Below are 24,266 nucleotides of genomic sequence, written 5' to 3'. Positions count from 1 at the left end.
CCGCCATTATGGACGGGATCGACGCCCGCTACCGCGGGCGGCGTGGTAAGCCTAGCCCTTCGTCTGGCTCGCCTGTGCCATTTGCAGATGTTGGCGCAGAACGGGCAGATATTTCTGCGCAAACGCCTTTAGCTCTGGATCCCTTCCGGTCTGCGCCTCCTTCTGAAAAGCAGCGACCGTCTTCTCATGATCCTGAACCATTTGTTTCATATACGCGGTATCGAACGCGTTGCCGGTCAGGCCGCTCAGGCGCTCCATATCGCTCTTCTGCCTGGCGTCCGGTTCCGCCGGCAGGCTTAGCTTTTCAGTTTTTGCCACTCCAGCCAGTTCCTGATTGGCAGTCGTATGGTCGGTAACCATCCGGTTCGCAAACTCTTTAACCTGCGGGGATGCGGCCTTCTGCAAAGCAAGCTGCCCCAGCTGAATTTCAGCCACGCCTCCCTGAGCAGCCTCCGCTGCAAAAGTCCGATCCGAACCGGACACAGCTGCCAGCGCAGGCGTGGCGCTCAGCAGAGTCGCGGCGGCGAGCGTCGTGATGAGTGTCCTCATGGCTTTGTCCTTCTCTATGGCTTTGTCCTTCTCTGATCCTCTCGTCGGATCGCATGTCGATGGCCTGACTTGGCGCGCGCACAAGACCACACGAGCCACAGTTCAGGTGATGAACGCCAGGCAGAGCAGTCTAGTTCGCGCAACTTTTCGGCAGTGGGATTACGGAATGGCTCGGAAACGCCGGCGCCGGTCCCTGCTGCACGCATGTCGGACCGTTGTCCGAGAAAATCCGGGTGACACGCCTGTGAAGCGGTTTCAGGAAACCCGATGCAGCCTGGGCGGTTTCCCGGCCGCTCATTCCAGCAACACGGAAGGCTCGCCGTCATGTTCATGCACAACAAGCGCCTGATGTACACTGTACGGGTCGCGGCTCCCGATCCGAAACTCGCTGATCTTATCCTTGAACAGTTCGGCGGGCCCGACGGCGAACTCGCCGCCGCGATGAGATACTTCACCCAAGGCCTCGCCGAGATCGATCCGGGCCGCAAGGATTTGCTGTTGGATATCGCGACGGAAGAGATCAGCCATCTTGAGGTCGTCGGTAGCATCGTGACGATGCTCAACCAGGGCGTCAAAGGGCAGATGGCGGAGGGTTTGGAGGCCGCCCAGCTGCTTGCGAACATATCTGGCGGCACTGACAGCCATACGACCGCCTTGCTCTATGGCGGTGGGGTCGCCCTGACCAATTCCGCAGGAGTTCCCTGGTCTGCCGCCTATGTGGATTCCCGCACAGAACCTACAGCCGATCTCCGGTCGAATATCGCAGCTGAGGCGCGTGCCAAGATCATCTACGAGCGCCTTATCAATCTTTGTGACGATCCCGACGTCAAGGACGCCCTGGGCTTCCTGATGACGCGGGAAATCGCGCATCAGAAATCATTCGAGAAGGCCCTTTATGCCATCGAGACGAACTTCCCCCCTGGGAAGCTGCCGGGACAGGCGGAGTTCACCAATACCTACTTCAACATGTCGCAGGGCGAAGGCGATATGCGCGGCCCGTGGAACCAGGGCGAGCAATGGGACTTCGTCGAGGAACGCGAGCGGCAAGCCGCAGTCGATGGCGGCGATGGCTCCGCCAGCGTAAAGCTCAGCCGCGCGGACGCAGCGATCGCCAAGAAGGTCGCCGCTCGCACGATGTCCGATCCAAGCAGCGATCCCATCACTGGCGCGGAGCTTGGACAGGGCGCCCAGCCGTCGTAAAATGTTCGTTCGATTGAATAGGGACGGCAAATAGTCGGTGGGCTGTCTGGAGGGCAATCATGGGCACCAATCCTGCAGCCCCTGGCTATTCGTCCATTTTGGCGGTCAAGAGGTGGAGGCCCTTGCCATGAACGGCTCTCTCGGGACAGCCGGCAGGCCGTCGAGAAACGATCTCGCACATCGGCAACTACGTCACCGAGCGCCATGTCGGTCTCTGAGTTTTGGACCGGCATAAAGGCTCGTCAGCAACCAATCTGACAACCTGACCCGGGAGCATGGGCGGCGCTGGGCGCCAATGCAGGTGGGATGAGCCGATGCCGCGGTGGCTGCAGCGCGAGACTGCCGACGCTCGCGGTGCTGGGCGAACGCAAATCGCACGGCACGAGCCATTCTTAATGGTTACAAATGAATCTCGAAAATCTATTCCGCGAGCTGTCCGGCGTCCAGACCGCCTCTCCAGAACGCCACTATAATGGTGATCTGCAATTCCCGTAATAGTAGCGTTGACGATCCATAGCGGGGCGGGTAAGTCTGGCGGATTGGTGGCGTAGCATGCGACCGGCGGGCCAGTAACGCCTTCGTATCAACGGCACGAATAACGAATTCGGTCCTGCCTAGACTGTCGGGAGGTTGTCAAATGCGCGTTGCGGAATCCCCGGAAAAACGGAGGACGCCAATAATAATGCACCGCCGCAGGACACCGCGACACAGTCAACGGGTGAGTGGAGCTCGTCGTATTGGATGGCTGGGTCTGATCGCCGGCGCCTGCTGCATCGCAACACTGGCCATGGCGTCTCCGGCCGCGGCACAGAAGAAAAAGCCTTCTCCTAAGGAAATCGCCGAGGTCACTGGACTGGTTGTGATGACGCCGAACGGACCAGCAACCTGCTCGACATGGATCGAATGGCGCCAACCCTCCGCTGATCCGGTTGACACCGCCGCCATCGAATATTGGGCGGAGGGCTATCTGTCCGGCCTCGCCGCCGGCGCCCGCCGCGATGTCATCGGTTCGTTTCGTCACGCGGACCTGGCGGCGTGGCTGACCCAATACTGCACAAACAACCCGACGACCCCGCTGCCGGAAGCCATCGTGGCTCTCGGGCTGGCGATGCTCGCGCATCCGGATGGTAAGCTGTAATGGATATCAAGGTCCTTCCCCTTAGCCACTTGTACGTGCTTGGCACGGCATTCGTTCTGGCACTGCTAACGGCTGGATGTGCCGGCAAGGCAACACCCACGCCGCGGGCACCCCTATCCAGCCATGGGGCGGCGAAGATCCATACGTTCTACCAAGCGGGATCGCCAATGGCCGGAGGAGGTGGCTGAGCATAGCCTGCAGCCACTCCGGGCACGAACATAGCTTGTGGAAGCGGCCTGTCGACGTCCCGCACCGGCGTCACGGTTGTGACGGAGGCGGCTTTGGAGGAGCGGCGAAACCATCACGTACCCAACCATAGATCGCAGTATCGGTGCGCACGCGGCCAAGTCGACTGGAACTCAGGTCAAGTACATCCACGATAACGAGAGTCCACATCGCCATGAGCGCGGTCGAGAGGATACGCAAGGTCTGGCCACGCAGACCAAGCTGGTAGCCCAGTCCCCCCATCGTGCATAGCGATGAGCCGATGAGCAGCCAGAGCACTTGCGGTGGAATTCGGGTCGCGTAGCTGAAACGTACTCTCGCCGCCGCGGCGAAGGCTTGATCCACGCTGTTGACGAGTCCGACCGTCACCGGATTGGGGCGCTCGCGCATCATTGTCCCGAGGTGGGTCCAGATTTCATTCTCCAGGACCGCCGAGCGCCGGATGAGATCGTCGATCTGCGCCGCGCCGTGCGGCGCTTCCACAAAGGCTTGTCGAACGTTGAGATAGTCCTCCAACAGATGCGCAATCGCGACGCTATCGGGGTCGCCCATCGCCATCGCACGCGTATGGGCGCCCCCGATGGCGTCCCCCTCTTGGAACACCGCGGAGCGCCGCTCCTCGAACCGGCCGTTGGCGAAAGAGAGCGTCAGCGCCAAGACGAAGGCAAGCAATCCCATCATGCCACCGACGACGACACCCACGCCTTCGAGTTGTACTTTGTTCCGCCGTTGCCGCCGACCCAACCACAATCCAAATTCCTTTGTGGCGAGTTGGGTGAGGAACAGCAGCGCCATGAACGCGGGCACGCTGACGGAGGCAATCGTGGCGAGCAGATTCATTCGTCTTTCCCGCAGGCGGCGCGGATGCCCTGCTCGGGCGCGCATTACTCCGCCACAACGGATTTCGCAAGATCACAAGGTTGGGCAGCCGGAGACACGGTGAAATATCCGCCAGATATACCGTATGAATTGTTCAGCTCACGACACCGTCAGGGTCGAGGGCTTCATGCGGACTTCAAGGGCCGAGTCGCGATATCTGACGGCTTACGAAATCGTAAAGGACATCACCGCTGATTTTCCGCACGTCATTGACGTGACGGCATCAAAAGATCGCTTTTGGCGCTTGTGATGCGTGCTTTCTGCCACCCGTCGCGAATTCCTGTCCAACCGTCCGACTTTCCGGCACCAACTCCATGCCTGCGAATCCAGCCGGCAACGCATCGGGAACCGGTCGACGCGCGCCTGGGCGCCGGGTTGACCGGCTTCGCGGGTAGGCGGCACTGTCCTGTAGCAGCGTTCCCGCAGCAGCGTTGGGTCGTGGAACGCACTCCTGGTCGACCGCCTCAGCGCAGGGTCTTGTGACTGGATGTTTTTGGGCTTCGTAGAACGCAGCGCCATTCGAACGCTGTTCCTCCGCGGCGAAGGGGCTTCAAGCCAGGGCTCCAGTGGCCGAAACTCGCATCGATGCGATCCCGGGAGCATCAGGAGACGTTGGCAGTGGAAGCGAGCGGCGTAGTCCTTGCCATCCGCGGGGCGGTAATCGACATTGTCTTTCAAAATACTGCGTTGCCGGACATCAACGACGCCGTCTCGGTCTTCGATCAAGAAGCCGGCACGGTCATCGCGGAGGTACAGGCGCATCTTGACCCGACGACCGTCAGAACGATCGCTCTGCAGGGAACCGCAGGGCTCAGGCGAGGCGATCCCGTCAAGAAATTGGGGGGACCAATCGCGGTGCCGGTCGGCAGCGCGGTGCTCGGACGTCTTCTCGACGTTACCGGTCGGACTGGCGACGGCCTGGGCGAGCTTCCCCACGACGTTCCGCTCAGGCCGATCCACCGTGCCGCCCCATCTCTCGCCCGCCAGACCGGCACGTCGGACCTGTTTGCCACCGGCATCAAGGTACTCGATCTTCTGACCCCGCTCGCGCAAGGCGGCAAGGCCGCGATGTTCGGTGGCGCAGGCGTCGGCAAGACCGTCCTGGTGATGGAGCTGATCCACGCCATGGTGGCGACCTACCAAGGCATCTCGGTGTTTGCGGGCGTCGGAGAGCGCTCCCGCGAAGGCCACGAGATGCTGCTTGATATGACTCATTCGAAAGTCCTCGACCGGACCGTCCTCGTCTATGGTCAGATGAACGAGCCTCCAGGAGCGCGCTGGCGCGTGCCAATGACAGCTATCACCATCGCTGAGTATTTCCGTGATGAAGACCATCGGAATGTGCTTCTGCTGATGGATAACATCTTCCGCTTCGTTCAAGCGGGGGCCGAGGTATCCGGGCTCCTGGGCCGGCTGCCCTCGCGGGTTGGCTACCAGCCCACGCTTGCCACTGAAGTCGCAGCACTTCAGGAGCGTATCGCCTCTGTGGGCGGTGCTGCCGTGACTGCCATTGAAGCTGTCTATGTCCCCGCCGACGATTTCACTGATCCGGCGGTGACGGCAATCGCCAGCCATGTCGACAGCATGGTCGTGCTCTCGCGCGCCATGGCCGCCGAGGGGATCTATCCGGCGGTCGATCCGATCGCCTCGTCCTCGATCCTGCTCGACCCGCTGATCGTCGGGCAGCAACATGTCGATGTGGCTGATCGTGTGCGGCAAACCATCGAGCATTATCGCGAGCTTCAGGATGTCATCTCGCTACTCGGCGTCGAAGAACTTGGCGCTGATGACCGGCGTATCGTCCAGCGGGCTCGACGCCTTCAGCGCTTTCTCACCCAGCCGTTCACTGTAACGGAGGCCTTTACCGGTGTGGCGGGCCGTTCCGTCGCAATCGCCGACACTATCGCCGGGTGCCAGGCGATCCTCGATGGTGATTGCGACGATTGGCAGGAAAGCTCGCTCTACATGGTTGGTACTCTCGACGAAGCTCGGCAGAAGGAGGCCGCCGCACGCCGGGCCGACTCGGCCCCAACTCCGTCCCCGCCAGCCCACCCTGCATGAGTGCGGCGTTGCACCTTGCCATCACCACACCCTCGGCGGTGCTGATGGATCAGGCCGGGGTCCTGTCGGTACGGGCCGAGGACGAAAGCGGCGGCTTCGGTATCCTGCCTGGCCATGCCGATCTTCTGACGGTCCTGCCGCCTTCGGTGGTGCGATGGCGCACGCAAGACCGCGTCGAACACTACTGCGTGGTGGGAGGCGGGGTTCTCACGGTCACCGCCGGGCGGAACGTCTCTATTGCCTGCCGGCAGGCCACGCTGGGCGACAATCTCGATGAACTCGAAGCCGATGTCGCCACCATGCGCTCGGCGGAAGAAGATACCGACCGCCGCGCCCGCGTGGCGCAGACGCGCATGCACGCGCAGGCTGTACGCCAGCTGATGCGGTATCTCAGCCCGGGCAACGCGACCGCCCTGCAGACCACAGGCGCATCGCCGGACAGCATTTTCGGCGGAAACGCCACATGAACGCCCCGCAGCCGACGTCCGGTTCGGACCACATGACAAAGGCTGCACGGCAAGCAGCCGAGCGTGCCACCGAGGGCGCGCAGGTTCCAGAACCGTCCCTTGGCGCGCGGCTCGGACAGATCGGTGTGCTCGGCTGGGCCATCGTCATTCCGACTTTGCTCGCGTTGCTGCTCGGGCATTGGCTTGACCGCATTTTCGGAACCCGCGTGTTCTTCTCCGCGCCGCTGATCATGATTGGTGCCGGCATCGGGCTGTGGTCAGCATGGAAATGGATGCGTCACCGATGACGGCCATCCTTGACGGCATCGGTATGGCGACAGCAGCGCACATCGCTCTTGGCATCGCTGCCGGCGTACTCGTGGGTCTGCTGCACTTCGCCACGCTGCGCTGGGCCACCGCGCTTTACCTTGGCCGGCATTTCGCGCTCGGGCTCAGTCTACAGCTGGCACGCCTCGCGGTTCTGGGTCTCGTGTTGTCGCTGCTGGCGCATCTCGGCGCCAGTGCATTGCTGGCCGGCGCGCTCGGCCTGCTCGCTGTTCGCCGCCCATTCCTCCGCCGGGCTGGAGGTTGGTCATGAGCTCGCCGCTGAAACTTGAACCGTTGTTCCATATCGGCCCGGCGGCCATCACATCACCGGTGCTGGTGACCTGGGCGATCATGATCGCCCTGGGCTTTTTTGCGTATTTTGCAACCCGCCGACTGTCTCTCGAGCCGTCTCGGGCTCAGGCCGCGCTCGAAGCCGTAGTGGGCGCCATCGACACCCAAATCGCGGACACGATGCAGGCCGACCCCGCGCCCTATCGGGCGCTGATCGGTACGATCCTCATTTTCGTGCTGATTGCCAACTGGTCTTCTCTCATCCCTGGCGTTGAGCCTCCCACCGCTCACGTCGAAACCGATGCTGCGCTTGCGCTCATTGTACTCTGCGCAACCATCGCCTACGGTGTGCGCGCTCAAGGGATCATCGGGTACCTCAGGACTTTCGCCGAACCAAGCTGGGTGATGATTCCACTCAACCTTGTGGAGCAGCTCACCCGCACATTCTCCCTGATCGTTCGCCTGTTCGGCAACATCATGAGCGGCGTCTTTGTCATCGGGATCATCCTGTCGCTAGCCGGATTCCTCGTGCCGATCCCGCTCATGGCCCTCGATCTGCTCACGGGCGCCGTTCAGGCCTACATCTTCGCGATACTCGCTTGCGTCTTCATCGGCGCGGCAATCGGCGAGCGCAAAGCCTCAAGCAAAGCCCCTACGATGGAGCACGATACCCCATGAGCAATGCAATCGAGATCGTCAGCATATTTGCCGCGGCGCTCGCAGTGTCTTTCGGCGCGATCGGTCCGGCGCTGGCCGAAGGCCGTGCGGTCGCTGCCGCAATGGATGCCATTGCCCGGCAGCCGGAGGCGGCGGGAACGCTGTCGCGTACGCTGTTCGTCGGTCTCGCGATGATCGAAACGATGGCTATCTACTGCCTCGTCATCGCGCTTCTCGTGCTCTTCGCCAACCCTTTCGTGAAGTGAGTCTCCGCACGCGATGCAGATCGACTGGTGGACGCTCGGGTTGCAAGCGGTCAATGTCGTTATACTCATCTGGATCCTGGGCCGATTCCTGTTCCAGCCGGTCGCTGCCATGATCGAGCAGCGGCGCGTTGAGGCGGCGAAGCTGATCGATGAAGCCCGCGCCACACGCGAAGAGGCGGCCGCCGAACGACAAAAGGCCGTACAGCAAACCGCGGGCCTCGCGCTTGCGCGCAGCGAAGCGCTGAAAAAAATCACCGAAGAGGCCGACGCCGAAAGGCAGGCCATCCTCGCTGCCGCACGCGCAGAGGCCGATCGGCTGCGCGCCGCAGCCGATTCCGATATTGCGCGCGCCAACGAGAACGCGATCGAAGCCCACGCCGCCCGCGCTCGTCAACTCGCCATCGACATAGCAGCAAAGCTGCTTGCCCGCCTTCCCGATGCCGCGCGCATTGCCGGTTTCATCGACGGCCTTGCCGAGGGCGTTGCCACCCTGCCTGCCGCTATCCGTGCCGGCCTTGGTACTGGCGGCACGCCAATACGGCTGAAGGCCGCCCGTGCCCTGACCGTCGATGAGATGAAAATGTGTCGGGAACGACTGTCGCGGATACTCGGTGGCCGCCCGATCGAGATCGCGCTTGAGGTCGATCCGACATTGCTCGCCGGCCTGGAGATGGACATGCCGCACGCCAGCGTGCGCAACAGCTTTCGCGCAGACCTCGACCGGATCGAAGCAGCCTTGACGCAACCGGCTTCCACTCAAACCGGACGACAGGCTCCGCGACCATGACCGATCCCCGTCCTGCAAACGATGAGGCTGCCGAGCGCTGGCTGACCGAGAGCCGGCAGCGGTTGTTGCACACGGCTCTCGCGCCGGAGGCGGTGTCCATCGGCCGCGTGGAGCGGGTCGCTGACACGATCGTCCGGGTCTCCGGGCTGCCCGAGGCACGCCTCAACGAGATCCTGCATTTCGATGGCGGACAGACCGGATTCGTGCTGTCCCTCGACGCACATGCAATCAGCGCCGTCGTCCTCGATGGGGCGACCACTATCCAGGCCGGCTCGCGCGTGTCACGGACCGGTGCGGTGGCGCAGATGCCGGTTGGGCCGGGTATGCTAGGGCGCGTCGTCGATCCGCTTGGCCGGCCGCTCGATGGCGGCCAACCGGTCGTCGCGGAGGCATGGCAACCTCTCGAGCGGCCCGCGCCGGCAATCATCCAGCGTGACATGGTCTCGCAGCAGGTGGACACCGGCATCCTGGTGATCGACACCCTCTTCACCCTCGGCCGCGGGCAGCGTGAACTTATCATCGGCGATCGCGCCACCGGCAAGACGTCGGTCGCTGTCGACACCATCATCGCCCAAAAGACGTCGGACATAACCTGCGTTTATGTCGCGATCGGCCAACGTGCGACCGCGGTCGAGCGGGTCATCGAAGCTGTCCACCAGCACGGCGCGCCAGAGCGCTGTATTTTCGTTGTCGCCTCAGCGGCCGCTTCTCCGGGCCTGCAGTGGATCGCGCCATTCGCCGGAATGTCGATCGCCGAATATTTCCGCGATCGCGGCCAGCACGCCTTGATTGTGATCGATGATCTGACCAAGCATGCGGCGACCCATCGGGAGCTCGCACTGCTGACCCGGGAACCTGCGGGGCGCGAAGCCTATCCGGGCGACATTTTTTATCTGCATGCGCGGCTGCTCGAGCGCGCCGCGAAGCTGTCGGACAAATTAGGGGGCGGATCGCTCACCGCGCTACCGATTGCCGAGACGGATGCCGGCAACCTCTCAGCCTATATTCCGACCAATCTGATCTCGATCACCGATGGGCAGATCGTCCTCAACAGCCAGCTCTTCGCTGCGAACCAGCGTCCGGCGGTCGATGTCGGCCTCAGCGTCAGCCGCGTGGGCGGCAAGGCGCAGCGTCCAGCACTCAGGCACGTCTCGGGGAAGATCCGACTCGATTATGCCCAGTTCCTGGAACTGGAGATGTTCACCCGTTTCGGCGGTATCGCCGATACCCGGGTCAAGGCGCAGGTAACCCGCGGCGAGCGGATACGCAGACTGCTCCAGCAACCGCGTTTTGTAACGCTCCGTCCTGTCGATCAAATCGCGTTGCTGGCGGCGCTTAATGCTGGGGTGCTCGACGCGTTGTCGGCGACATCAATCGCTGAACTCCGCGCTCGTCTGCCGGGTCATCTCGACGCGACGATGCCCGACGCGGTCAAAGCTCTCGCCTCAGACGCGGTACTCCACGATGCCGTCCGCGAACAACTTGCAGATGCGGTGCGCGGATTGGCAGGAACTTTGCGGGAGAACCGGTCGTGACCGAGCGCCTCAGCGATGTCTCTGTCCGTATCGGATCGGTACGGCAGCTCTCTGCCGTCATCACTGCCATGCGCGGCATAGCAGCGGCGCGTTCGCGCGAAGCGCGCAGTCAGCTCGAAGGCGTGCGTGCCTACGCGGCAACGATCGCAGGGGCAATCGGCCAGGCTCTGGCCCATGTCCCAGCCGCACCACCTGCAGTAGCCGGCGCCCCGCAAGGCCGCCGCGGCGTCGTGGCATTCTGCGCCGAGCAGGGATTCGTGGGCAGCTTCAACGAACGCGTCCTGGATGCTGCTCAGCACATGCTGACGCAGGAGCCGGACCGGTCTTCAACATTGATGCTCATTGGAGATCGCGGCCTCATGTCGGCGGCAGAGCGCGGTATCGCCGTCGCATGGTCCGCACCGATGATTGCTCACCCGGCCCAGGCGGCGTCCCTTGCCAACCGGATCGTCGAAGAGATTTATCGCCAGCTTGTTGCCGGTCAAATGACCCAGATCACTATAGTCCATGCCGGGCCGGGACCGTCTGCCGTCATCGAAGTGCAAGAGAAGGAGATCATCCCATTCGACTTTGGCCGGTTCCCACCCGCAAAACGATCGCAACAACCGCTGTTCACTTTGCCGGCTGAGATCCTGCTAGCGCGTCTTGCGGAAGAATACATCTTCGCCGAGATGTGTGAGGCGGTCATGCTGTCCTTCGCCTCTGAGAATGAGGCACGCATGCGGGCCATGATCGCTGCCAAAAGCAACGTCACCAAAACGCTTGACGAACTGATCGCGCGATCGCGTCAGTTGCGGCAAGAGGAGATTACTAGCGAGCTCCTTGAGCTTGGAAGCGGAGCAGGTGAAATCACTTGAGAGCAATACGCCTGGTGCTTCTCGTACGCCTTCCGTGATCTGCTGATGGGAATGTTCGTCGCGAAAAGGAGATAGCGATTTGTGCACAATCCGCGAGCTGTGTCGCTCGATATTGCCGCAAGGATGGTTTCCAGGCAGGTGAATGCCACAAAATGTAAGGCGGTCGGCGAGCTAGCTCCGCAGCACCAAGCCATATCTTCGTGCGACCTCCCCTTCGCCTTTCTTGTTTCGATTCACCATGGCGGGAGAGGTGATGCACGCTCCAGATGTGTTTCGGCGCCGAAAAAGGACCCCTATTGGTTCAAACGCTTCGGGGGGCGGGTCGAGCGGGTCATGACCGATAACGGCTCCGCTTATCAAAGCTTCGCCTTCCGCCATCTGCTGACGGAACGGGCCATCCGCCACAAGCGAACCCGACCCTACACCCGCGCACCCAACGGCAAGGCCGAACGCTTCATCCAGACCAGCCTGCGCGACTGGACCTATGCCAGCGCTTTTGAAAGCTCCGCCCAACGAACACAGGCCCCCTGGCCCTGGATCACAGCCTGCAACACCAGCCGTACCCATAGCGGCATCAACCACCCAACCCATTCGATCGGATGAACAACCTGCTTGGATTCGACAGCTAGGCAGTCCACGGCTCCATTGTGGAACGGGGCAGTCAGCAATATTATTATATTTTATAGTCATATTTTGAGACGGCCGGTCGGTCAAATCGAAGGCAAACGGCAAGCCGTCCGACCGGCAACAGCGCCTTTGCCAGCCGATATGAACTATTATTGATATTAATATTATTATAGATACTGGACAATTTGTCGCCCCCACCATATTTCCCATCCAAGACGCCGGTGCGGCAGAACGCCCGCTTCGGTAGCGGCCAGGGCAAGCGCATGCGGCGTGCCGGCGGGTTGGGGGGATCGGGTTTCCGTCCATTTCTCCGCCCGCGGTAACACCCGCTCCATCAGTCCCGGCAAAACCCTATTGTAGCGAGTGAATGCCGTGACATCCTTGTTCAAGCGCTGCTTGCCTGCAGCCCAGTTCCTTGCGCCTGCTCTTGTCGTGGTTGGCCTTGGTGCCACTCCCGCCAAGGCGGACGTGATCTACGACCTGTCCTTCGGCGGCGGCGGGACCGGGCAACTGGTCCTGAACCTGGATTCCTTGAGCGCGGTGCAGAACATCTCCTACACCAGTATTGCGCCCTACTTCGTCAGTCTGACCGCCAATAACGTGAATGGTGAGAATTTCCTGATCGATACCAGCAATCTCGCTTCCGGCTACCTGTCCAGCGGTGCGGCGGGTCAACTGTATACCTTGACCGTCCAGCAGATGCCGCCGACCGGCGTTCCAGCGGGGACGGACTATCTGGATGTCTACACCAACACCTGGCAGATCCACGCGACGCCGTATGACAGCACGGTGGCATCCGACAGCCTGACGATCTCGGCGCCGCGGCTTGCCACTGCTGCCGTGCCGGAGCCATCGGCCGTGGCCGTGATGCTGGCCGCCGTTGGGGGGCTTGGGTTCCTGGGTTATCGCAAGCGGAACGGCGCGCCACGCGTCGCCTGCGCCTAATCATCACGCCCGGCTCGCCCGCCGGCCATGCCGGTCCGTGGCGGAGCCCCAGTTACCCAGGGTCCAGTTCAGGGCGTAACGCCCGGGCGCGGCGCCTCCGCCCGCAACCCATCGTCACGCGCCGCCGGCGGCAGGGTCGGTGCCCCCGCCGGCCGCGGCTTCGGTGGTGGTGGCACCCAGGGACGGTCGCCCCGCTCCGCCCGATCCGTCAGCACGCGCGCGCCCGTGGGTCCCAGCCAAATGGCGGCACTGCCATCGCGCCAGACAGTGAAGCGGTCGACCAGCATGGGCCATGGCTTCGGACAAAGCCCACGAGCCGGCTCCGCGGACACCACCACGGCAGCGTCGCGGCAGAACGGCGGATGCGGATCGCCGCGCGCCAGCAATGCGCCGCGCCGCCGGGCATCCGGGCGCAGCAGACAGGCGCCATCATCGCAGCGGATCGCCCCGTCCGCCGCATCGCCCCGCGTCGGCATGGGCACGACCGCCGTGGCCGACCAGTATTGCGCCCAGGCGTCGCGCGTGAAGCGTGAGCCCGACTGAACCTGCTGCAGATACAGCGTGGAGCCGACCCGCACGCCGATCAACCGCGCATCGGCGGAAACCAGAAGGTCAGGCAACCGGGTGAATAACGGAGAGACCAGGCCAGCGGCCATGATCGGCACACCCAGCAGTCGCATGCGCGTACGCCACAACCCGGTCCAGGCCAACCCGACCGAGAAGACGCACAACCCCCACAGCGGCATGTGCGGCACCGCGAATGTGGCCGCCGGCAGCGCGGCCGTCGCCCTCGCCACCCACAAGATCAGCTCGGTGCCCCAGCCCATCGGCACCAGAGCGACCGCTTCCAGGTGCACCGGCATCAGCGTCAGCGCGATCAGCCCGGCCGGCATCACCCAGAACGCGGCCAGCGGGACCGCCACCATGTTGGCCAGAATGAAGTACAGCTGCCCGTGGCCGAAATGGTAGGCGCCATACGGGGCGGAGGCAGTGCCGGCCAACGCGCTGGTCAAGCCCAGGGCGACAAGGTGGCCGGCAAACCGCCGCGCCCGGCTACCATGCAGACGGCATAGCCAAGGCCGCAACGCTTCATAGCCGGCGATCAGCGCCAGCACGGCGGAAAAACTCATTTGAAAGGATACGCCCGGCACCTCGTAGGGCGTGACCAGCATCAGCACGACCGCAGCCAACGCCAGCCCACGCACCGAGACGGGATTGCGGTCCGCCAGAATGGCCAAAGTCACCAGAGTGGCCATGAGGAAGCTGCGCCGGATCGGCACATGCATGCCGGTGAGGACCATATAGGCGCCGCCAGCCACCAGCGCCACGCAGGCGGCGATCCGACGCGTCGGCCAGAACAGGCTGGCATACTCGCTGCAGGCCAGGCCTTGCCGGGTCACCAGCAGCACCCAGCCCATGACGATGCCGATATGCAGCCCGGCCACCGCCAGCAGATGCGCCAGCCCGGAATCCCGGAAAGCTGCGCGGTCTGCGTCAGGAATACCCAGCGCATAGCCGGTCAGCAATGTGACGTCCACGGCACCGGCCGGGCCCGGCACGGCGGCGGTGATGCGTGCTGCGATGGCTTCGCGCAGCCACTGCACCCGGCGCGTCACGCCGCCGGATACGGCCGGGTCGACCCGCCGCACCGGTTCCAGCGCGTATCCCGACGCGCCCAGGCCGGCATAGAACGCGTCGCGCTGTAGGTCCCAGGCGCCGGGGTAGGACGGCGGCGCCGGTGGGCGGACCAGTGCCCGCACCCGCACCGTGTCACCGGTTTCCAGGCTTGCCGGATCGCTGTCGCGCAACCGGATGCGCACTGATCGGGCCAACGGCTCCGCCGCGCCGTCGAGACACGCGGGCTGAATCACGATGCGCCGCCCGTCGGGAAACACGTCGACCGCGACAATCGGTCCGGACAGCCACACGCCGCGCGACGGCAGATCGGCGTCGGTTGGCGGCGCCCGAGCGGTGGCGATCTGGCCGGATGCGAAGCCCAGCGCGCAGGCGGCGGCGGGTGCCAGCAGCAGGCGCAGTGACCGGAACCGGATCGCTGCCGCCACCGCCAGAATGGACAACACCGGGCCGATCCACCCCGCCGGTTCAAACCGCAACGCGTAATAGAGGGCGACACCGGCGCCCATGAACACCGGCAGCCACAGCGGCAGGCGGTCGCGTTCGCCATCGAGCCAATCCGCCAGCCGATCCGCCAGCCAGGTCTCCAGCCGGGGAACCGGCGCCTGAATTCGCCACCGGATCCGCCTCCAGGTCCGCTCGGGAGATCGCCACAGGATTGAGCTGAACCGCATGCACGGCAGCCTAGAGACGCAACCGTCTACAAAGAGTGAATCAGCGTGCTAGATGCTGAGCCATGACCGTCCGGACCCGTTTCGCCCCCAGCCCCACCGGCCCGCTGCATATCGGCGGCGTGCGTACCGCCCTGTTCAACTATCTGTACAGCCGTCATTATGGCGGCGAGTTCCTGCTGCGGATCGAGGATACCGACCGCGAACGCTCAACCCGGGAAGCCACACAAGGCATCATCGAAAGCCTGGACTGGCTCGGGCTCGACCGCGACGGCCAGACCGTCTTCCAGTCCACCCGCGTACGGCGCCACGCCGAAGTCGCGCATCAGCTGCTGGCCGCCGGCGCCGCCTATTACTGCTACTGCACGCCCGAGGAACTGGCGCGGGAGCGGGAGCAGGCGCGCGCCGAGGGCAAGGTCTGGCGCTATGACGGCCGCTGGCGCGACCGCGATAAGTCCGAGGCCCCGCCCGGCGTGAAGCCCGTCATCCGCCTGAAGGCTCGGCGCGACGGGGAGACGGTGCTGGAGGACCTGGTGCAGGGTGCCGTCCGCGTCGCCAATGCGGAGCTGGATGACATGATCATCCTGCGCAGCGACGGGACGCCGATGTACAACCACTCGGTTGTGGTGGACGATCATGACATGGCGATCACCCACGTGATCCGCGGTGACGACCACCTGACCAACACGTTCCGGCAGCTGCAGATCTATGAAGCGCTGGGCTGGGACAAGCCGCATTTCGCGCATATCCCGCTGATCCACGGGCCGGATGGGTCGAAGCTGTCGAAGCGGCACGGCGCGCAGTTCGTCCTGGAATTCCGCGAGCAGGGCTACCTGCCGGAGGCGCTGTGCAATTACCTGCTGCGTCTGGGGTGGTCGCATGGCGACCTGGAGGTCATCGGCCGGGAGCAGGCGATCGCACTGTTCGACGTTGCCGACATCAATCGCGGCCCGTCGCGGATGGACTACGTCAAACTCACCAACCTCAATGGCGTGTATATCCGCCAGGCTGATGACGGACACTTGACCGAGGAGGTGATGCGGCGCCTGCACGACACGCAAGGGGTGACCCTGGATGACGCGGCACGCGCGCGCATCCAGACCCTGATGCCGGCGCTGAAGGATCGGGCGAAGACCCTGGTCGACCTGGCGAAATCGGCCGCTTTCCTGGCCCGGCGGGCGCCGGTGCCGATGGATGCCAAGGCGGCGGCGCTGCTGACGCCGGAGGCGAAAACGCTGCTGCGGGATGTGGCGGGCAGCCTGGCACGGAGCGACTTTTCGATCGCTGGCGTGGATGCGGCGCTGCGCGCCTTCGCGGAACGCGGCGGCATAAAGCTGGGCCAGGTCGCCCAGCCGTTGCGGGCGGCGCTGACCGGCTCCACCGTCAGCCCCGGCATCGATGCGACCCTGGCCGCGCTGGGGCGGGAAGAAGCGCTGGCCCGCATCGCCGCCGCCGCGGATTAACCGTTCCGCAACCTTCGTGCTTTACGTCCATGACCGTCGGCAAAGGAGCTTGCTGTGCGGCATGGGCGGAGAACGAGCCGGGATATCCTGGCCTTGGCGGCCGGAATCGCAACCGGAACGGCCGCGGTGATGGCGTCGGTCTGGCAGCCTTGGCAGGGCCACGCGGCGAATCCGCGTGTCGGTGACATCATCGCTTTTCGCGGTCCGTCTGCCTTCCGCACGGTCGACGATCCGCGGATGCTGGTGCGTCGTCGGGGCGGCTTCGCCTGCGTGCTGGACCTGAACGCGATGGCCGCAAGCCACGGCAGCCTGGTGATCGAGGGGCTGGAGCATCAGCGGACCAGCGCCGTGCATGTCCATTGGGCCGGCACCAGGACCAGCGCGGATGCCGGTGACTGCGGAAGGACCGCCGATCTTCTGCTGGATCGTACCGACCTGGACCGGCTGCGCATGGCCGCGCGCCGGTGATGCAGCTCAGGTCTCTTCGCCCACCGCCTTCCGCTTCAGCTCTTTCAGCTTGGTCTCGCCACCGGGGGTCTTCGGATCCAGTTCCAGCAATTTCTGCCAGGCGGCATAGGCGCTTTTCCAATCCTGCCGCGCCGTCGCAATCGCCGACAAGGTACGGAACGCGGCAAAATTGCGCGGATCCAGCTTCAACGTCTCCTGAAGGTCATGCACCGCGCCCGCCGAATCGCCCGAACGATACCGGGCGATCGCCCGTTGCCGGTAGGCCTCGGCCATGTCCGGCGCCAGCGTGATCGCAGCGGTGAAGGAAGCCACTGCGTTGTCGTTCTGCCCCGCGTTCAGCAGCCGCAGCCCCTGGCTCATGAGCAGTGTCACCGACGGCGTAGCGGCCTGCAGCCAGGCTTGTTCCACCTGTTCTTCCAACAAAGCGGCGGCGCGTTCATCGGGTGCCGCCTTCAGCGCGTCCAGCATCTGATCGAGCTTGCCAGACTTGTCCGTCGCCGGCTGTGCCTGCGCCGCCATGACCAGTGCCAGGAAGAGTGCCAGCACGAACATCGCGAACAGGGCCGGTCGGTACGATCGCATCGATCAGACTTCCGGCGGCCGGGGACCCCCCGCCATCCAGTCGAGCAGTTCCACGGTATGGACCACCGGCACCCCGCCGCCTGATAATTGCGTGATGCAACCGATATTGCCTGCGGCGATCAGGTCCGGCCGCGTGGCCTTCAGGTTGCCCAGCTTGCGGTCCCGCAGACGGCCGGCAATATCCGGCTGCAGCATGTTATAGGTGCCGGCGGAGCCGCAGCAGATATGCGGCTCACGCGGTTCGACCAGGCGGAACCCGGCACGTTTCAGCAACGTCTTCGGCTCCGCCGTGATCTTCTGCCCATGCTGCAGGCTGCAGGCTGCATGGTAGGCCACGGTCAGGTCCGGCGCCGGCTGCGACGGCGCGTAACCGATGCGGGATAGGAACTCCGTGATATCCTGCGCCAGGGCGGAAATCCGCGCCGCGCGGGCGGCCAAGGGTTCCGGTTCGGTGCGCAGCATGAAGCCGTAATCCTTCACCGTCGTGCCGCAGCCCGAGGTGTTGATGATGATGGCGTCCACCCGATCGGCATCGATCTCTCCGCCCCAGGCCTGGACATTGGCGCGGACCAGCGCCATCGCCCGCTCATGCTGGCCCATGTGGTGGTTCAGCGCCCCGCAGCAGCCACTGTCGCGGGGAATGACGACCTCCACCCCCAGCCGGGTCAGCAGCCGGATCGTGGCCTCATTGATGCGCGGCATCAGCACCTGCTGCGCACACCCGGTCAGCAGCAGCACGCGCGCCCTGCGCTCCCCCTGCGCGCGATGCACTTGCGGCGCCTGCATCGGACTGGCCGGCGGCAGGCTCGCGGGCGACAGGGCCAGCATCGCGCGCAATCGTTTCGCCAGCATCGACTGGCCGGGGATCAGGCTGGCCAGCGGGCGCCCGAGCCGCGCGCCCAACAGTGCCGCCTTGAACAGCGTCGGACGCGGCAGCAGGTAGCCGATCAGGGACCGCAGCGCCCGCTCCGCCGGCGGGCGGCGGTAGGTCGTTTCGATATATGATCGGGCATGATCGACCAAGTGCATGTAATTGACGCCGGAGGGGCAGGTCGTCATGCAGGACAGGCAGGACAGGCAGCGATCGACGTGGCGCACGACGTCCGGCGTCGCCGGACGTCCGGTCTCCAGCATGTCCTTGATCAGATAGATGCGGCCGCGCGGGCTGTCGAGCTCATCGCCCAGCAGCAGGAAAGTCGGGCAGGTCGCGGTGCAGAAGCCGCAATGGACGCAGGTGCGCAGTTCGTGGTTGCAGACGGCGATGGCCGGGTCACGCAACTGTTCCGCGGTGAAATTGGTCTGCATGGCCGTTCGTCAGTCGTATCGTCGTTTCGGGGGCAGATAGCGCCATTGTCGCCACGTATAGGCCAGGCAGCCGAGCGCGACGATCAGGAAGGCAATGGACAGCCAAGGGTCGCGATGATTGTTGAACGTCACCACCAGGACCATCGCCGCGCAGAAAATCGCCAGGAAAAGCTGTGTGTTCAGCGGCTTCTTCACGAACCGGAAGCGGACGTGCTCGATCAGGCACAGATAGAAGGCAACCAGAAACACGATATTCGTGAGCCAGCGCGGAATGAAGATCATCGCTTAAAGCCCCGCGTAGATGCGGCCCGGATTCAGGATGCCGGCCGGGTCCAGCGACGCCTTCACCGCCCGCGTGATTCGCGCCAGGGCCGGCGGTTCGTCCGGCACCACCCGCACCGCGCCGCGCAGCGTGTCGGGCGCGCGCAGCAGCATCCAGGTGCCCCGCTGTGCCGACGCCGCCGCTTCCACTGCCGCGTGGGTGGCGGCATCGGCCGGCCCGGTCAGCCAGACCAAGCCGCCGCCCCAGTCCAGAAAACCGGTGACGCCGGCCGGCGCGACCGCCGCGAGCACGGACGGCCCCGCCGAGGGCCGCACCGAGACCCGCCAGACCGCATCATCCTGACCGGGCGCCAGCGGCGCCGCGTCGCGTACCGCTTTCCACACGGCGCGGGACGGATCGGTGTCCAGCAGCCGCGTGCCGGCGACGGCAAGCTGCTCCCACAGCCGCCCAAGCCGATATTCGACCGATGTCGGAATCTCTTCGATCCGCACCAGCGCCACGCCGCCCGGTAAGCCGTCCAGGCCAGGAACCCGGCCCACCCTGCCCGGCGGCACCCAGGCAGCGCCGGTAACGCTGAACGGGGAGCCCAGCGCGGCCGACAGCGCGCGCACGCCGGCCTCGGCGTCCAGGCCGGGCAGCGCCAGCGTGCCGGTCGCCGGCGGGGCGGGCAGTACCTTCAGCGTGATTTCGGTGATGACTCCCAGCGTGCCGTGACTGCCGGTCAGCAGCTTGCACAGATCCAGGCCGGTAACGTTCTTCAACACCCGTCCGCCGGAACGGATCACTTCGGCCCGGCCGGTCACCGCACGAATGCCCAATACATGATCCCGCATCGCGCCCCAGGCGATCCGCCGAGACCCAGACAGGTTGCTGGCGACGACCCCGCCGAGGGTCTGCGGCTTGTCGTTGCCCAACAGGCCGGACAGGTCGGGCGGCTCGGCGATCAGGTGCTGGCCGCCTTCGGCCAGCGCGGTTTCGATGTCCCGCAGCGGGGTGCCGGCCCGAGCCTGCAGGACCAGCTCTTTCGGTGCGTAGAGCGTGATGCCGGACAGTCCCTCGGTGGAGAGTGTCCGCGCCGCCTGCACCGGGCGCAGCATGCCGGATTTGGTGCCATGACCCTCGATCAGCAGCGGTTCCTTCGCGGCGGCGGCGGCGCGGATGGTGCCGGCAATCGCCTCTTCGGCTTCGGTGGCAGCCGGATGGATCATGCCGCGCGCTTCAAGCCGGCCTGTGTCGCCGTCTCCGCCTGCAGCGGGAACACCTTGCTCGGGTTCAGCAGCCAGTCGGGATCGAAGGCGGACTTGATGCGTCGCTGCTGCTCCAGCTCATGCGGGGCGAACTGGACTTGCATCAGGTCGCGCTTCTCCACGCCCACGCCATGCTCGCCGGTCAGGCAGCCGCCGACTTCCACGCACAAGGTCAGGATATCGGCGCCGAACTGCTCCGCCTTGTGGAAGCTGGCCGGATCATTGGCGTCGAACATGATCAGCGGGTGCAGGTTGCCGTCGCCGGCATGGAAGATGTTGGCCACCTTCAGGCCATAGCTGTCCGACATCTCCTGGATGCGCCGCAGCACCTCCGGCAGGCGGCTGGTCGGGATGGTGCCGTCCATGCACAGATAGTCGGGGCTGATACGGCCGACGGCGCCGAACGCCCCCTTGCGGCCCTTCCAGATCGCCAGCGATTCTTCCTCGGACTGGCTGACCTTCAGGCTGATCGGATCGAACCGGTCGCAGATCGCGGCGATCTCTCTCAGCAGGTGGTCCTGCTCCGCCTGGCAGCCCTCGACCTCGATGATCAGCATCGCCTCGGCGTCCAGCGGGTAGCCAGCATGGGCGAAGGCCTCGCAGGCATGGATGGCCGGGCGATCCATGAACTCCAACGCCACCGGAATGATGCCGGAGGAGATGATGGCATCGACGCAGGCGCCAGCGATCTCATTCGACTTGAACGCGGCCAGCATGGCGCGGGCGCCTTCCGGCGCGCGCAGGATGCGGACGGTCACCTCCGTGACCACGGCAAGCTGGCCTTCGGCGCCGGTCAGCAGGCCCAGCCAGTCATAGCCGGCGGCGTCGAGATGGTCGCCACCGATATCGAGAACCTCGCCGTCGATGGTGACGATCGTCAGGCCCAGCAGGTTGTTGGCAGTGACCCCGTATTTCAGGCAGTGGGCACCGCCGGAGTTCATCCCGACATTGCCGCCGATCATGCAGGCGAGCTGGCTGGACGGGTCGGGGGCGTAGAAGAACCCGTCGGCGGCGACGGCATTGGTGATGCCGATATTGGTGACGCCGGCCTGCACGGTGGCGCAGCGATCGGCATAGTTGATGTCCAGAATGCGGTTCATCCGCATCATGCCCAGCACCACCGCGTCCTCCAGCGGCAGCGCGCCACCGGACAGAGAGGTGCCGGCGCCGCGCGGAATCACCCGCACCCCGTTGCGGTGGCAGAAGGCCAGGATGGCGGCGACCTGTTCCGTGGTGTCCGGCAGCGCAACCGCCAGCGGCACCTGCCGATAGGCGGACAGACCATCGGTTTCATAGGGTTTCAGCAGCCGCGCCTCGGCGATCACCGCATCCTCGGGCAGCAAGGCGCGCAGCCCGGCGACGATCGTGTCGCGGCGGGCGAGCACATCCGGCTTCGGATCGGGCTGGCGGATCATGGGCATGTCCCCATTATGAAATCGGCCGATATCATGCCTGATCGTCCGGCATTTGGGGAGGGCCCGCGATCAGCGGTCCGGATGCCCGCCAACAGCCCGCCTGTCTGCGGCCCGGCAAACCCTGTATAGGGGCACCCCATGGCCCCACCCCTGCTCTCGCTTCAGAACATCTCGCTCATGTTCGGCACCACGCCGCTGCTGGCGGGCGCCGAGCTGGCCGTGTCGGCCGGCGACCGGATCTGCCTGGTCGGGCGCAACGGCTCCGGCAAGTCCACGCTGCTGAAGATTGCCGCCGGCCTGGTGCAGCCGGATGCCGGCCGTCGCTTCACCCAGCCCGGCGCCACCATCCAATATCTGCCGCAGGAGCCGGATTTCAGCGGATTCCCCACCACCCTCGCCTATGTCGAGGCCGGCCTGGGGGACACCGCCGCCAACCGCTACCGCGCCACCTACCTGCTCGAACAGCTCGGCCTTACCGGCGCCGAGGACCCGGCGCTGCTCTCTGGCGGAGAGGCGCGCCGCGCCGCGCTGGCCCGCGTCCTGGCGCCGGAGCCCGACATCCTGCTGCTGGACGAACCCACCAACCATCTCGACCTGCCTGGCATCGAGTGGCTGGAAAGCGAGCTCGCCCGCCTGAAATCCGGCCTCGTGCTGATCAGCCACGACCGCCGCCTGCTGGAACGGCTGTCCCGCGCCACGCTGTGGCTGGACCGCGGCGTCACCCGCCAGCTCGACCAGGGGTTTGCCCATTTCGAGGCCTGGCGCGACCAGGTACTGGGGCAGGAGGAGACCGAGCGCCACAAGCTGGGCCGCAAGATCGTCGCCGAGGAAGACTGGCTGCGCTACGGCGTCACCGCCAGGCGCAAGCGGAACCAGAAGCGGCTGGCCGACCTGCATGCGCTGCGCAAGCGGCACAAGGAACAGCGCGCGGCGGTCGGCAAGGTGAGGCTGGAGGCGGCCGAGGCGGACCTGTCCGGGCGCCTGGTCATCGTCGCCGAACACGCCACCAAGGCGTTCGGGGAGCGGGTGGTGGTGCGCGACTTCTCCGCCCGCGTCATCCGCGGCGACCGGATCGGCATCGTCGGCCGCAACGGGGCCGGCAAGACCACGCTGCTGAACCTGCTGACCGGTGAGCTGCCGCCCGACAGCGGCGAGGTGACGCTGGGCACCAACCTCGCCCGCGTCACCCTGGACCAGGGCCGCGCCACGCTGGACCCGGATGAAACACTCATCCGGACGTTGACCGGCGGGAAAGGTGATACGGTTACCGTCGGCGGTCAGAACCGCCATGTGATCGGCTACATGAAGGACTTCTTGTTCGGCCCGGAACAGGCGAATACCCCGGTCGGCGTGCTGTCGGGCGGGGAGCGCGGGCGGCTGACGCTGGCGCTGGCCTTCGCGACGCCGTCCAACCTGCTGGTCCTGGACGAACCGACCAACGACCTCGACCTGGAGACCCTCGAGCTGCTGCAGGAACGCCTGTCCGACTATGCCGGCACGGTGCTGCTGGTCAGCCATGACCGCGATTTCCTGGACCGGGTGGTGACCTCGGTGATCGCAACCGACGGCGACGGCGTCTGGACGGAATACGCCGGCGGCTATTCCGACATGCTGGCGCAGCGCGGCGGTGCCAGCTCCGAACCACGCAAAGACAGGCCTCGCCCGGCCGGTTTGGCCGCCACGCCCTCTCCCGCATCAGCGCCAGTAAGGACGCCAAACCCGACACCGGCGCGGAAACTCAGCTTCAAGGACAAGCACGCGCTGGAAACGTTGCCGAAGCGCATGGCGGACCTGGAAGCCGAGATCGGTCGGTTGAACGCCGAACTGGCCGATGCGGACCTGTATGCCCGCAAGCCGGACCGCTTCATCGCCGCGACCAAGGCGCTGGAGACCGCGCAGGCAGCCCTGGGCGCGGCCGAGGAACAGTGGCTGGAATTGGAGATGCTGCGCGAAGCACTGGAACAGGCGTAGAGCATGAAAGGACCGGATCGACCCGCCACGCTCCAGCAATCTTCGGTTTAAAAGCCCAATCCAGGCCTTTTGATCCCCAGCCCCGGGCGATCACGCTCCGACGGCGCCTATCCACGGCGCCATATTCAATGCCCGCCTTCCCTCAATCCTCCGCGATCAGCTCAGGCCCGCACCCCCGTCTGCAGGCCGGGACGCACGCGCGCGATCGCGGAAGGAGCGATCTCGACGGAGCGGGCGAGCAGCGATTGCCGCACCCGATGCAGCAGCGCCGAATGATCCTGCTCCGAGACATTGTCACTCCGCATGACCAGCTTGATCAGCGGGTCCTGCAGCATCGTGTTCAAGGTCAGGGTGCTGATCGTCGTCACGCACATCGGTCTCACCTTTCCCCGTCACAATCCCCGAACCCGGGTGTCCGGCTGCGCTCTCCTGCTCA

The 24,266-nt window shown here is 65.0% G+C and carries 25 protein-coding genes; 16 read left to right on the top strand and 9 right to left on the bottom strand.

From position 1 onward, the window contains the following. Window positions 1-51 precede the first annotated feature (51 nt). A complete protein-coding gene (locus VHC04_RS18995; RefSeq protein ID WP_325684216.1) occupies window positions 52-549 on the bottom strand; it encodes a DUF4142 domain-containing protein in 498 nt (165 codons plus the stop codon). Between the two features lie 324 nt (window positions 550-873). Between VHC04_RS18995 and VHC04_RS18990 the strand changes: the two genes are divergently transcribed. Then, window positions 874-1,749 carry a manganese catalase family protein gene (locus VHC04_RS18990; protein WP_325684214.1) on the top strand — a complete coding sequence of 292 codons (876 nt, stop codon included), beginning with the start codon at window positions 874-876 and terminating at the stop codon, window positions 1,747-1,749. Between the two features lie 787 nt (window positions 1,750-2,536). After that, a complete protein-coding gene (locus VHC04_RS18985) occupies window positions 2,537-2,887 on the top strand; it encodes a hypothetical protein (protein ID WP_325684212.1) in 351 nt (116 codons plus the stop codon). A 258-nt stretch (window positions 2,888-3,145) separates the two neighbouring features. Here the strand turns inward: VHC04_RS18985 and VHC04_RS18980 are convergent, their stop codons facing one another. Then, the gene (locus VHC04_RS18980; RefSeq protein ID WP_325684210.1) at window positions 3,146-3,952 is read right to left on the bottom strand and encodes a hypothetical protein; all 807 of its coding nucleotides are present in this window, start codon (window positions 3,950-3,952) and stop codon (window positions 3,146-3,148) included. A gap of 657 nt (window positions 3,953-4,609) precedes the next feature. Here VHC04_RS18980 and atpD point away from each other — a divergent pair. The 11 genes from atpD (at window position 4,610) to VHC04_RS18925 (ending at window position 12,790) form a co-directional block, all read left to right on the top strand. After that, window positions 4,610-6,052 carry a F0F1 ATP synthase subunit beta gene (gene atpD, locus VHC04_RS18975; RefSeq protein WP_349255092.1) on the top strand — a complete coding sequence of 481 codons (1,443 nt, stop codon included), beginning with the start codon at window positions 4,610-4,612 and terminating at the stop codon, window positions 6,050-6,052. An 8-nt stretch (window positions 6,053-6,060) separates the two neighbouring features. Continuing rightward, window positions 6,061-6,519: a F0F1 ATP synthase subunit epsilon gene (locus VHC04_RS18970; protein WP_325684206.1), complete on the top strand. Its 459-nt coding sequence runs from the start codon at window positions 6,061-6,063 to the stop codon at window positions 6,517-6,519. Continuing rightward, on the top strand, window positions 6,516-6,806 hold the full coding sequence (locus VHC04_RS18965; protein ID WP_325684204.1) for an AtpZ/AtpI family protein: 291 nt from the start codon (window positions 6,516-6,518) through the stop codon (window positions 6,804-6,806). The genes VHC04_RS18970 and VHC04_RS18965 overlap by 4 nt, the downstream gene beginning before the upstream one ends. Then, window positions 6,803-7,096, top strand: a complete 294-nt coding sequence (locus VHC04_RS18960; protein WP_325684202.1) for an ATP synthase subunit I — start codon at window positions 6,803-6,805, stop codon at window positions 7,094-7,096. The genes VHC04_RS18965 and VHC04_RS18960 overlap by 4 nt, the downstream gene beginning before the upstream one ends. Then, window positions 7,093-7,794 carry a F0F1 ATP synthase subunit A gene (locus VHC04_RS18955; protein ID WP_325684200.1) on the top strand — a complete coding sequence of 234 codons (702 nt, stop codon included), beginning with the start codon at window positions 7,093-7,095 and terminating at the stop codon, window positions 7,792-7,794. Before VHC04_RS18960 ends, VHC04_RS18955 begins: the two co-directional genes overlap by 4 nt. Then, on the top strand, window positions 7,791-8,039 hold the full coding sequence (locus tag VHC04_RS18950; RefSeq protein WP_325684198.1) for a F0F1 ATP synthase subunit C: 249 nt from the start codon (window positions 7,791-7,793) through the stop codon (window positions 8,037-8,039). Before VHC04_RS18955 ends, VHC04_RS18950 begins: the two co-directional genes overlap by 4 nt. A 13-nt stretch (window positions 8,040-8,052) precedes the next feature. After that, on the top strand, window positions 8,053-8,826 hold the full coding sequence (locus VHC04_RS18945; RefSeq protein WP_325684196.1) for a F0F1 ATP synthase subunit delta: 774 nt from the start codon (window positions 8,053-8,055) through the stop codon (window positions 8,824-8,826). Then, complete coding sequence (locus VHC04_RS18940; RefSeq protein ID WP_325684194.1) at window positions 8,823-10,361, top strand: F0F1 ATP synthase subunit alpha; 1,539 nt, start codon at window positions 8,823-8,825, stop codon at window positions 10,359-10,361. Before VHC04_RS18945 ends, VHC04_RS18940 begins: the two co-directional genes overlap by 4 nt. Next, window positions 10,358-11,218, top strand: a complete 861-nt coding sequence (locus tag VHC04_RS18935) for a F0F1 ATP synthase subunit gamma (RefSeq protein WP_325684191.1) — start codon at window positions 10,358-10,360, stop codon at window positions 11,216-11,218. The genes VHC04_RS18940 and VHC04_RS18935 overlap by 4 nt, the downstream gene beginning before the upstream one ends. Before the next feature lie 81 nt (window positions 11,219-11,299). Then, a complete protein-coding gene (locus tag VHC04_RS23090) occupies window positions 11,300-11,821 on the top strand; it encodes an integrase core domain-containing protein (RefSeq protein WP_408903836.1) in 522 nt (173 codons plus the stop codon). A gap of 396 nt (window positions 11,822-12,217) precedes the next feature. Continuing rightward, window positions 12,218-12,790 carry a PEP-CTERM sorting domain-containing protein gene (locus VHC04_RS18925; RefSeq protein ID WP_325684189.1) on the top strand — a complete coding sequence of 191 codons (573 nt, stop codon included), beginning with the start codon at window positions 12,218-12,220 and terminating at the stop codon, window positions 12,788-12,790. 68 nt (window positions 12,791-12,858) lie between these two features. Here the strand turns inward: VHC04_RS18925 and VHC04_RS18920 are convergent, their stop codons facing one another. Further along, on the bottom strand, window positions 12,859-15,099 hold the full coding sequence (locus VHC04_RS18920) for a ComEC/Rec2 family competence protein (protein ID WP_325684187.1): 2,241 nt from the start codon (window positions 15,097-15,099) through the stop codon (window positions 12,859-12,861). Between the two features lie 62 nt (window positions 15,100-15,161). Here VHC04_RS18920 and gltX point away from each other — a divergent pair, with 62 nt between their 5' ends. Next, window positions 15,162-16,559: a glutamate--tRNA ligase gene (gene gltX, locus VHC04_RS18915; protein WP_325684185.1), complete on the top strand. Its 1,398-nt coding sequence runs from the start codon at window positions 15,162-15,164 to the stop codon at window positions 16,557-16,559. Window positions 16,560-16,652: 93 nt separating this feature from the next. Then, window positions 16,653-17,027 (top strand): hypothetical protein, encoded by a 375-nt coding sequence (locus tag VHC04_RS18910; protein WP_325684183.1) that lies wholly within the window; start codon window positions 16,653-16,655, stop codon window positions 17,025-17,027. 6 nt (window positions 17,028-17,033) lie between these two features. Here VHC04_RS18910 and VHC04_RS18905 read toward each other — a convergent pair whose 3' ends face one another. From VHC04_RS18905 to VHC04_RS18885, 5 genes are read right to left on the bottom strand one after another with little or no spacing between them, the layout of a single operon-like run. Further along, on the bottom strand, window positions 17,034-17,609 hold the full coding sequence (locus VHC04_RS18905) for a tetratricopeptide repeat protein (protein ID WP_325684179.1): 576 nt from the start codon (window positions 17,607-17,609) through the stop codon (window positions 17,034-17,036). Between the two features lie 3 nt (window positions 17,610-17,612). After that, entirely contained in the window at window positions 17,613-18,914 is a 1,302-nt protein-coding gene (gene glcF, locus VHC04_RS18900; RefSeq protein ID WP_325684177.1) for a glycolate oxidase subunit GlcF, read from the bottom strand. 9 nt (window positions 18,915-18,923) lie between these two features. Further along, window positions 18,924-19,196 (bottom strand): hypothetical protein, encoded by a 273-nt coding sequence (locus VHC04_RS18895; protein WP_325684175.1) that lies wholly within the window; start codon window positions 19,194-19,196, stop codon window positions 18,924-18,926. 3 nt (window positions 19,197-19,199) lie between these two features. Next, a complete protein-coding gene (locus VHC04_RS18890) occupies window positions 19,200-20,405 on the bottom strand; it encodes an FAD-binding protein (protein WP_325684173.1) in 1,206 nt (401 codons plus the stop codon). Then, entirely contained in the window at window positions 20,402-21,859 is a 1,458-nt protein-coding gene (locus tag VHC04_RS18885; protein WP_325684171.1) for an FAD-linked oxidase C-terminal domain-containing protein, read from the bottom strand. The genes VHC04_RS18890 and VHC04_RS18885 overlap by 4 nt, the downstream gene beginning before the upstream one ends. Before the next feature lie 138 nt (window positions 21,860-21,997). Here VHC04_RS18885 and VHC04_RS18880 point away from each other — a divergent pair, with 138 nt between their 5' ends. Then, on the top strand, window positions 21,998-23,830 hold the full coding sequence (locus tag VHC04_RS18880; RefSeq protein WP_325684169.1) for an ABC-F family ATP-binding cassette domain-containing protein: 1,833 nt from the start codon (window positions 21,998-22,000) through the stop codon (window positions 23,828-23,830). Window positions 23,831-23,991: 161 nt separating this feature from the next. Here VHC04_RS18880 and VHC04_RS18875 read toward each other — a convergent pair whose 3' ends face one another. Next, window positions 23,992-24,198, bottom strand: a complete 207-nt coding sequence (locus tag VHC04_RS18875; RefSeq protein ID WP_325684167.1) for a hypothetical protein — start codon at window positions 24,196-24,198, stop codon at window positions 23,992-23,994. Window positions 24,199-24,266 lie beyond the last annotated feature (68 nt).

This window comes from Rhodopila sp. (assembly GCF_035548095.1).
Lineage (GTDB): Bacteria > Pseudomonadota > Alphaproteobacteria > Acetobacterales > Acetobacteraceae > Rhodopila.
This window is presented reverse-complemented; position numbering and strand designations above follow the sequence as displayed.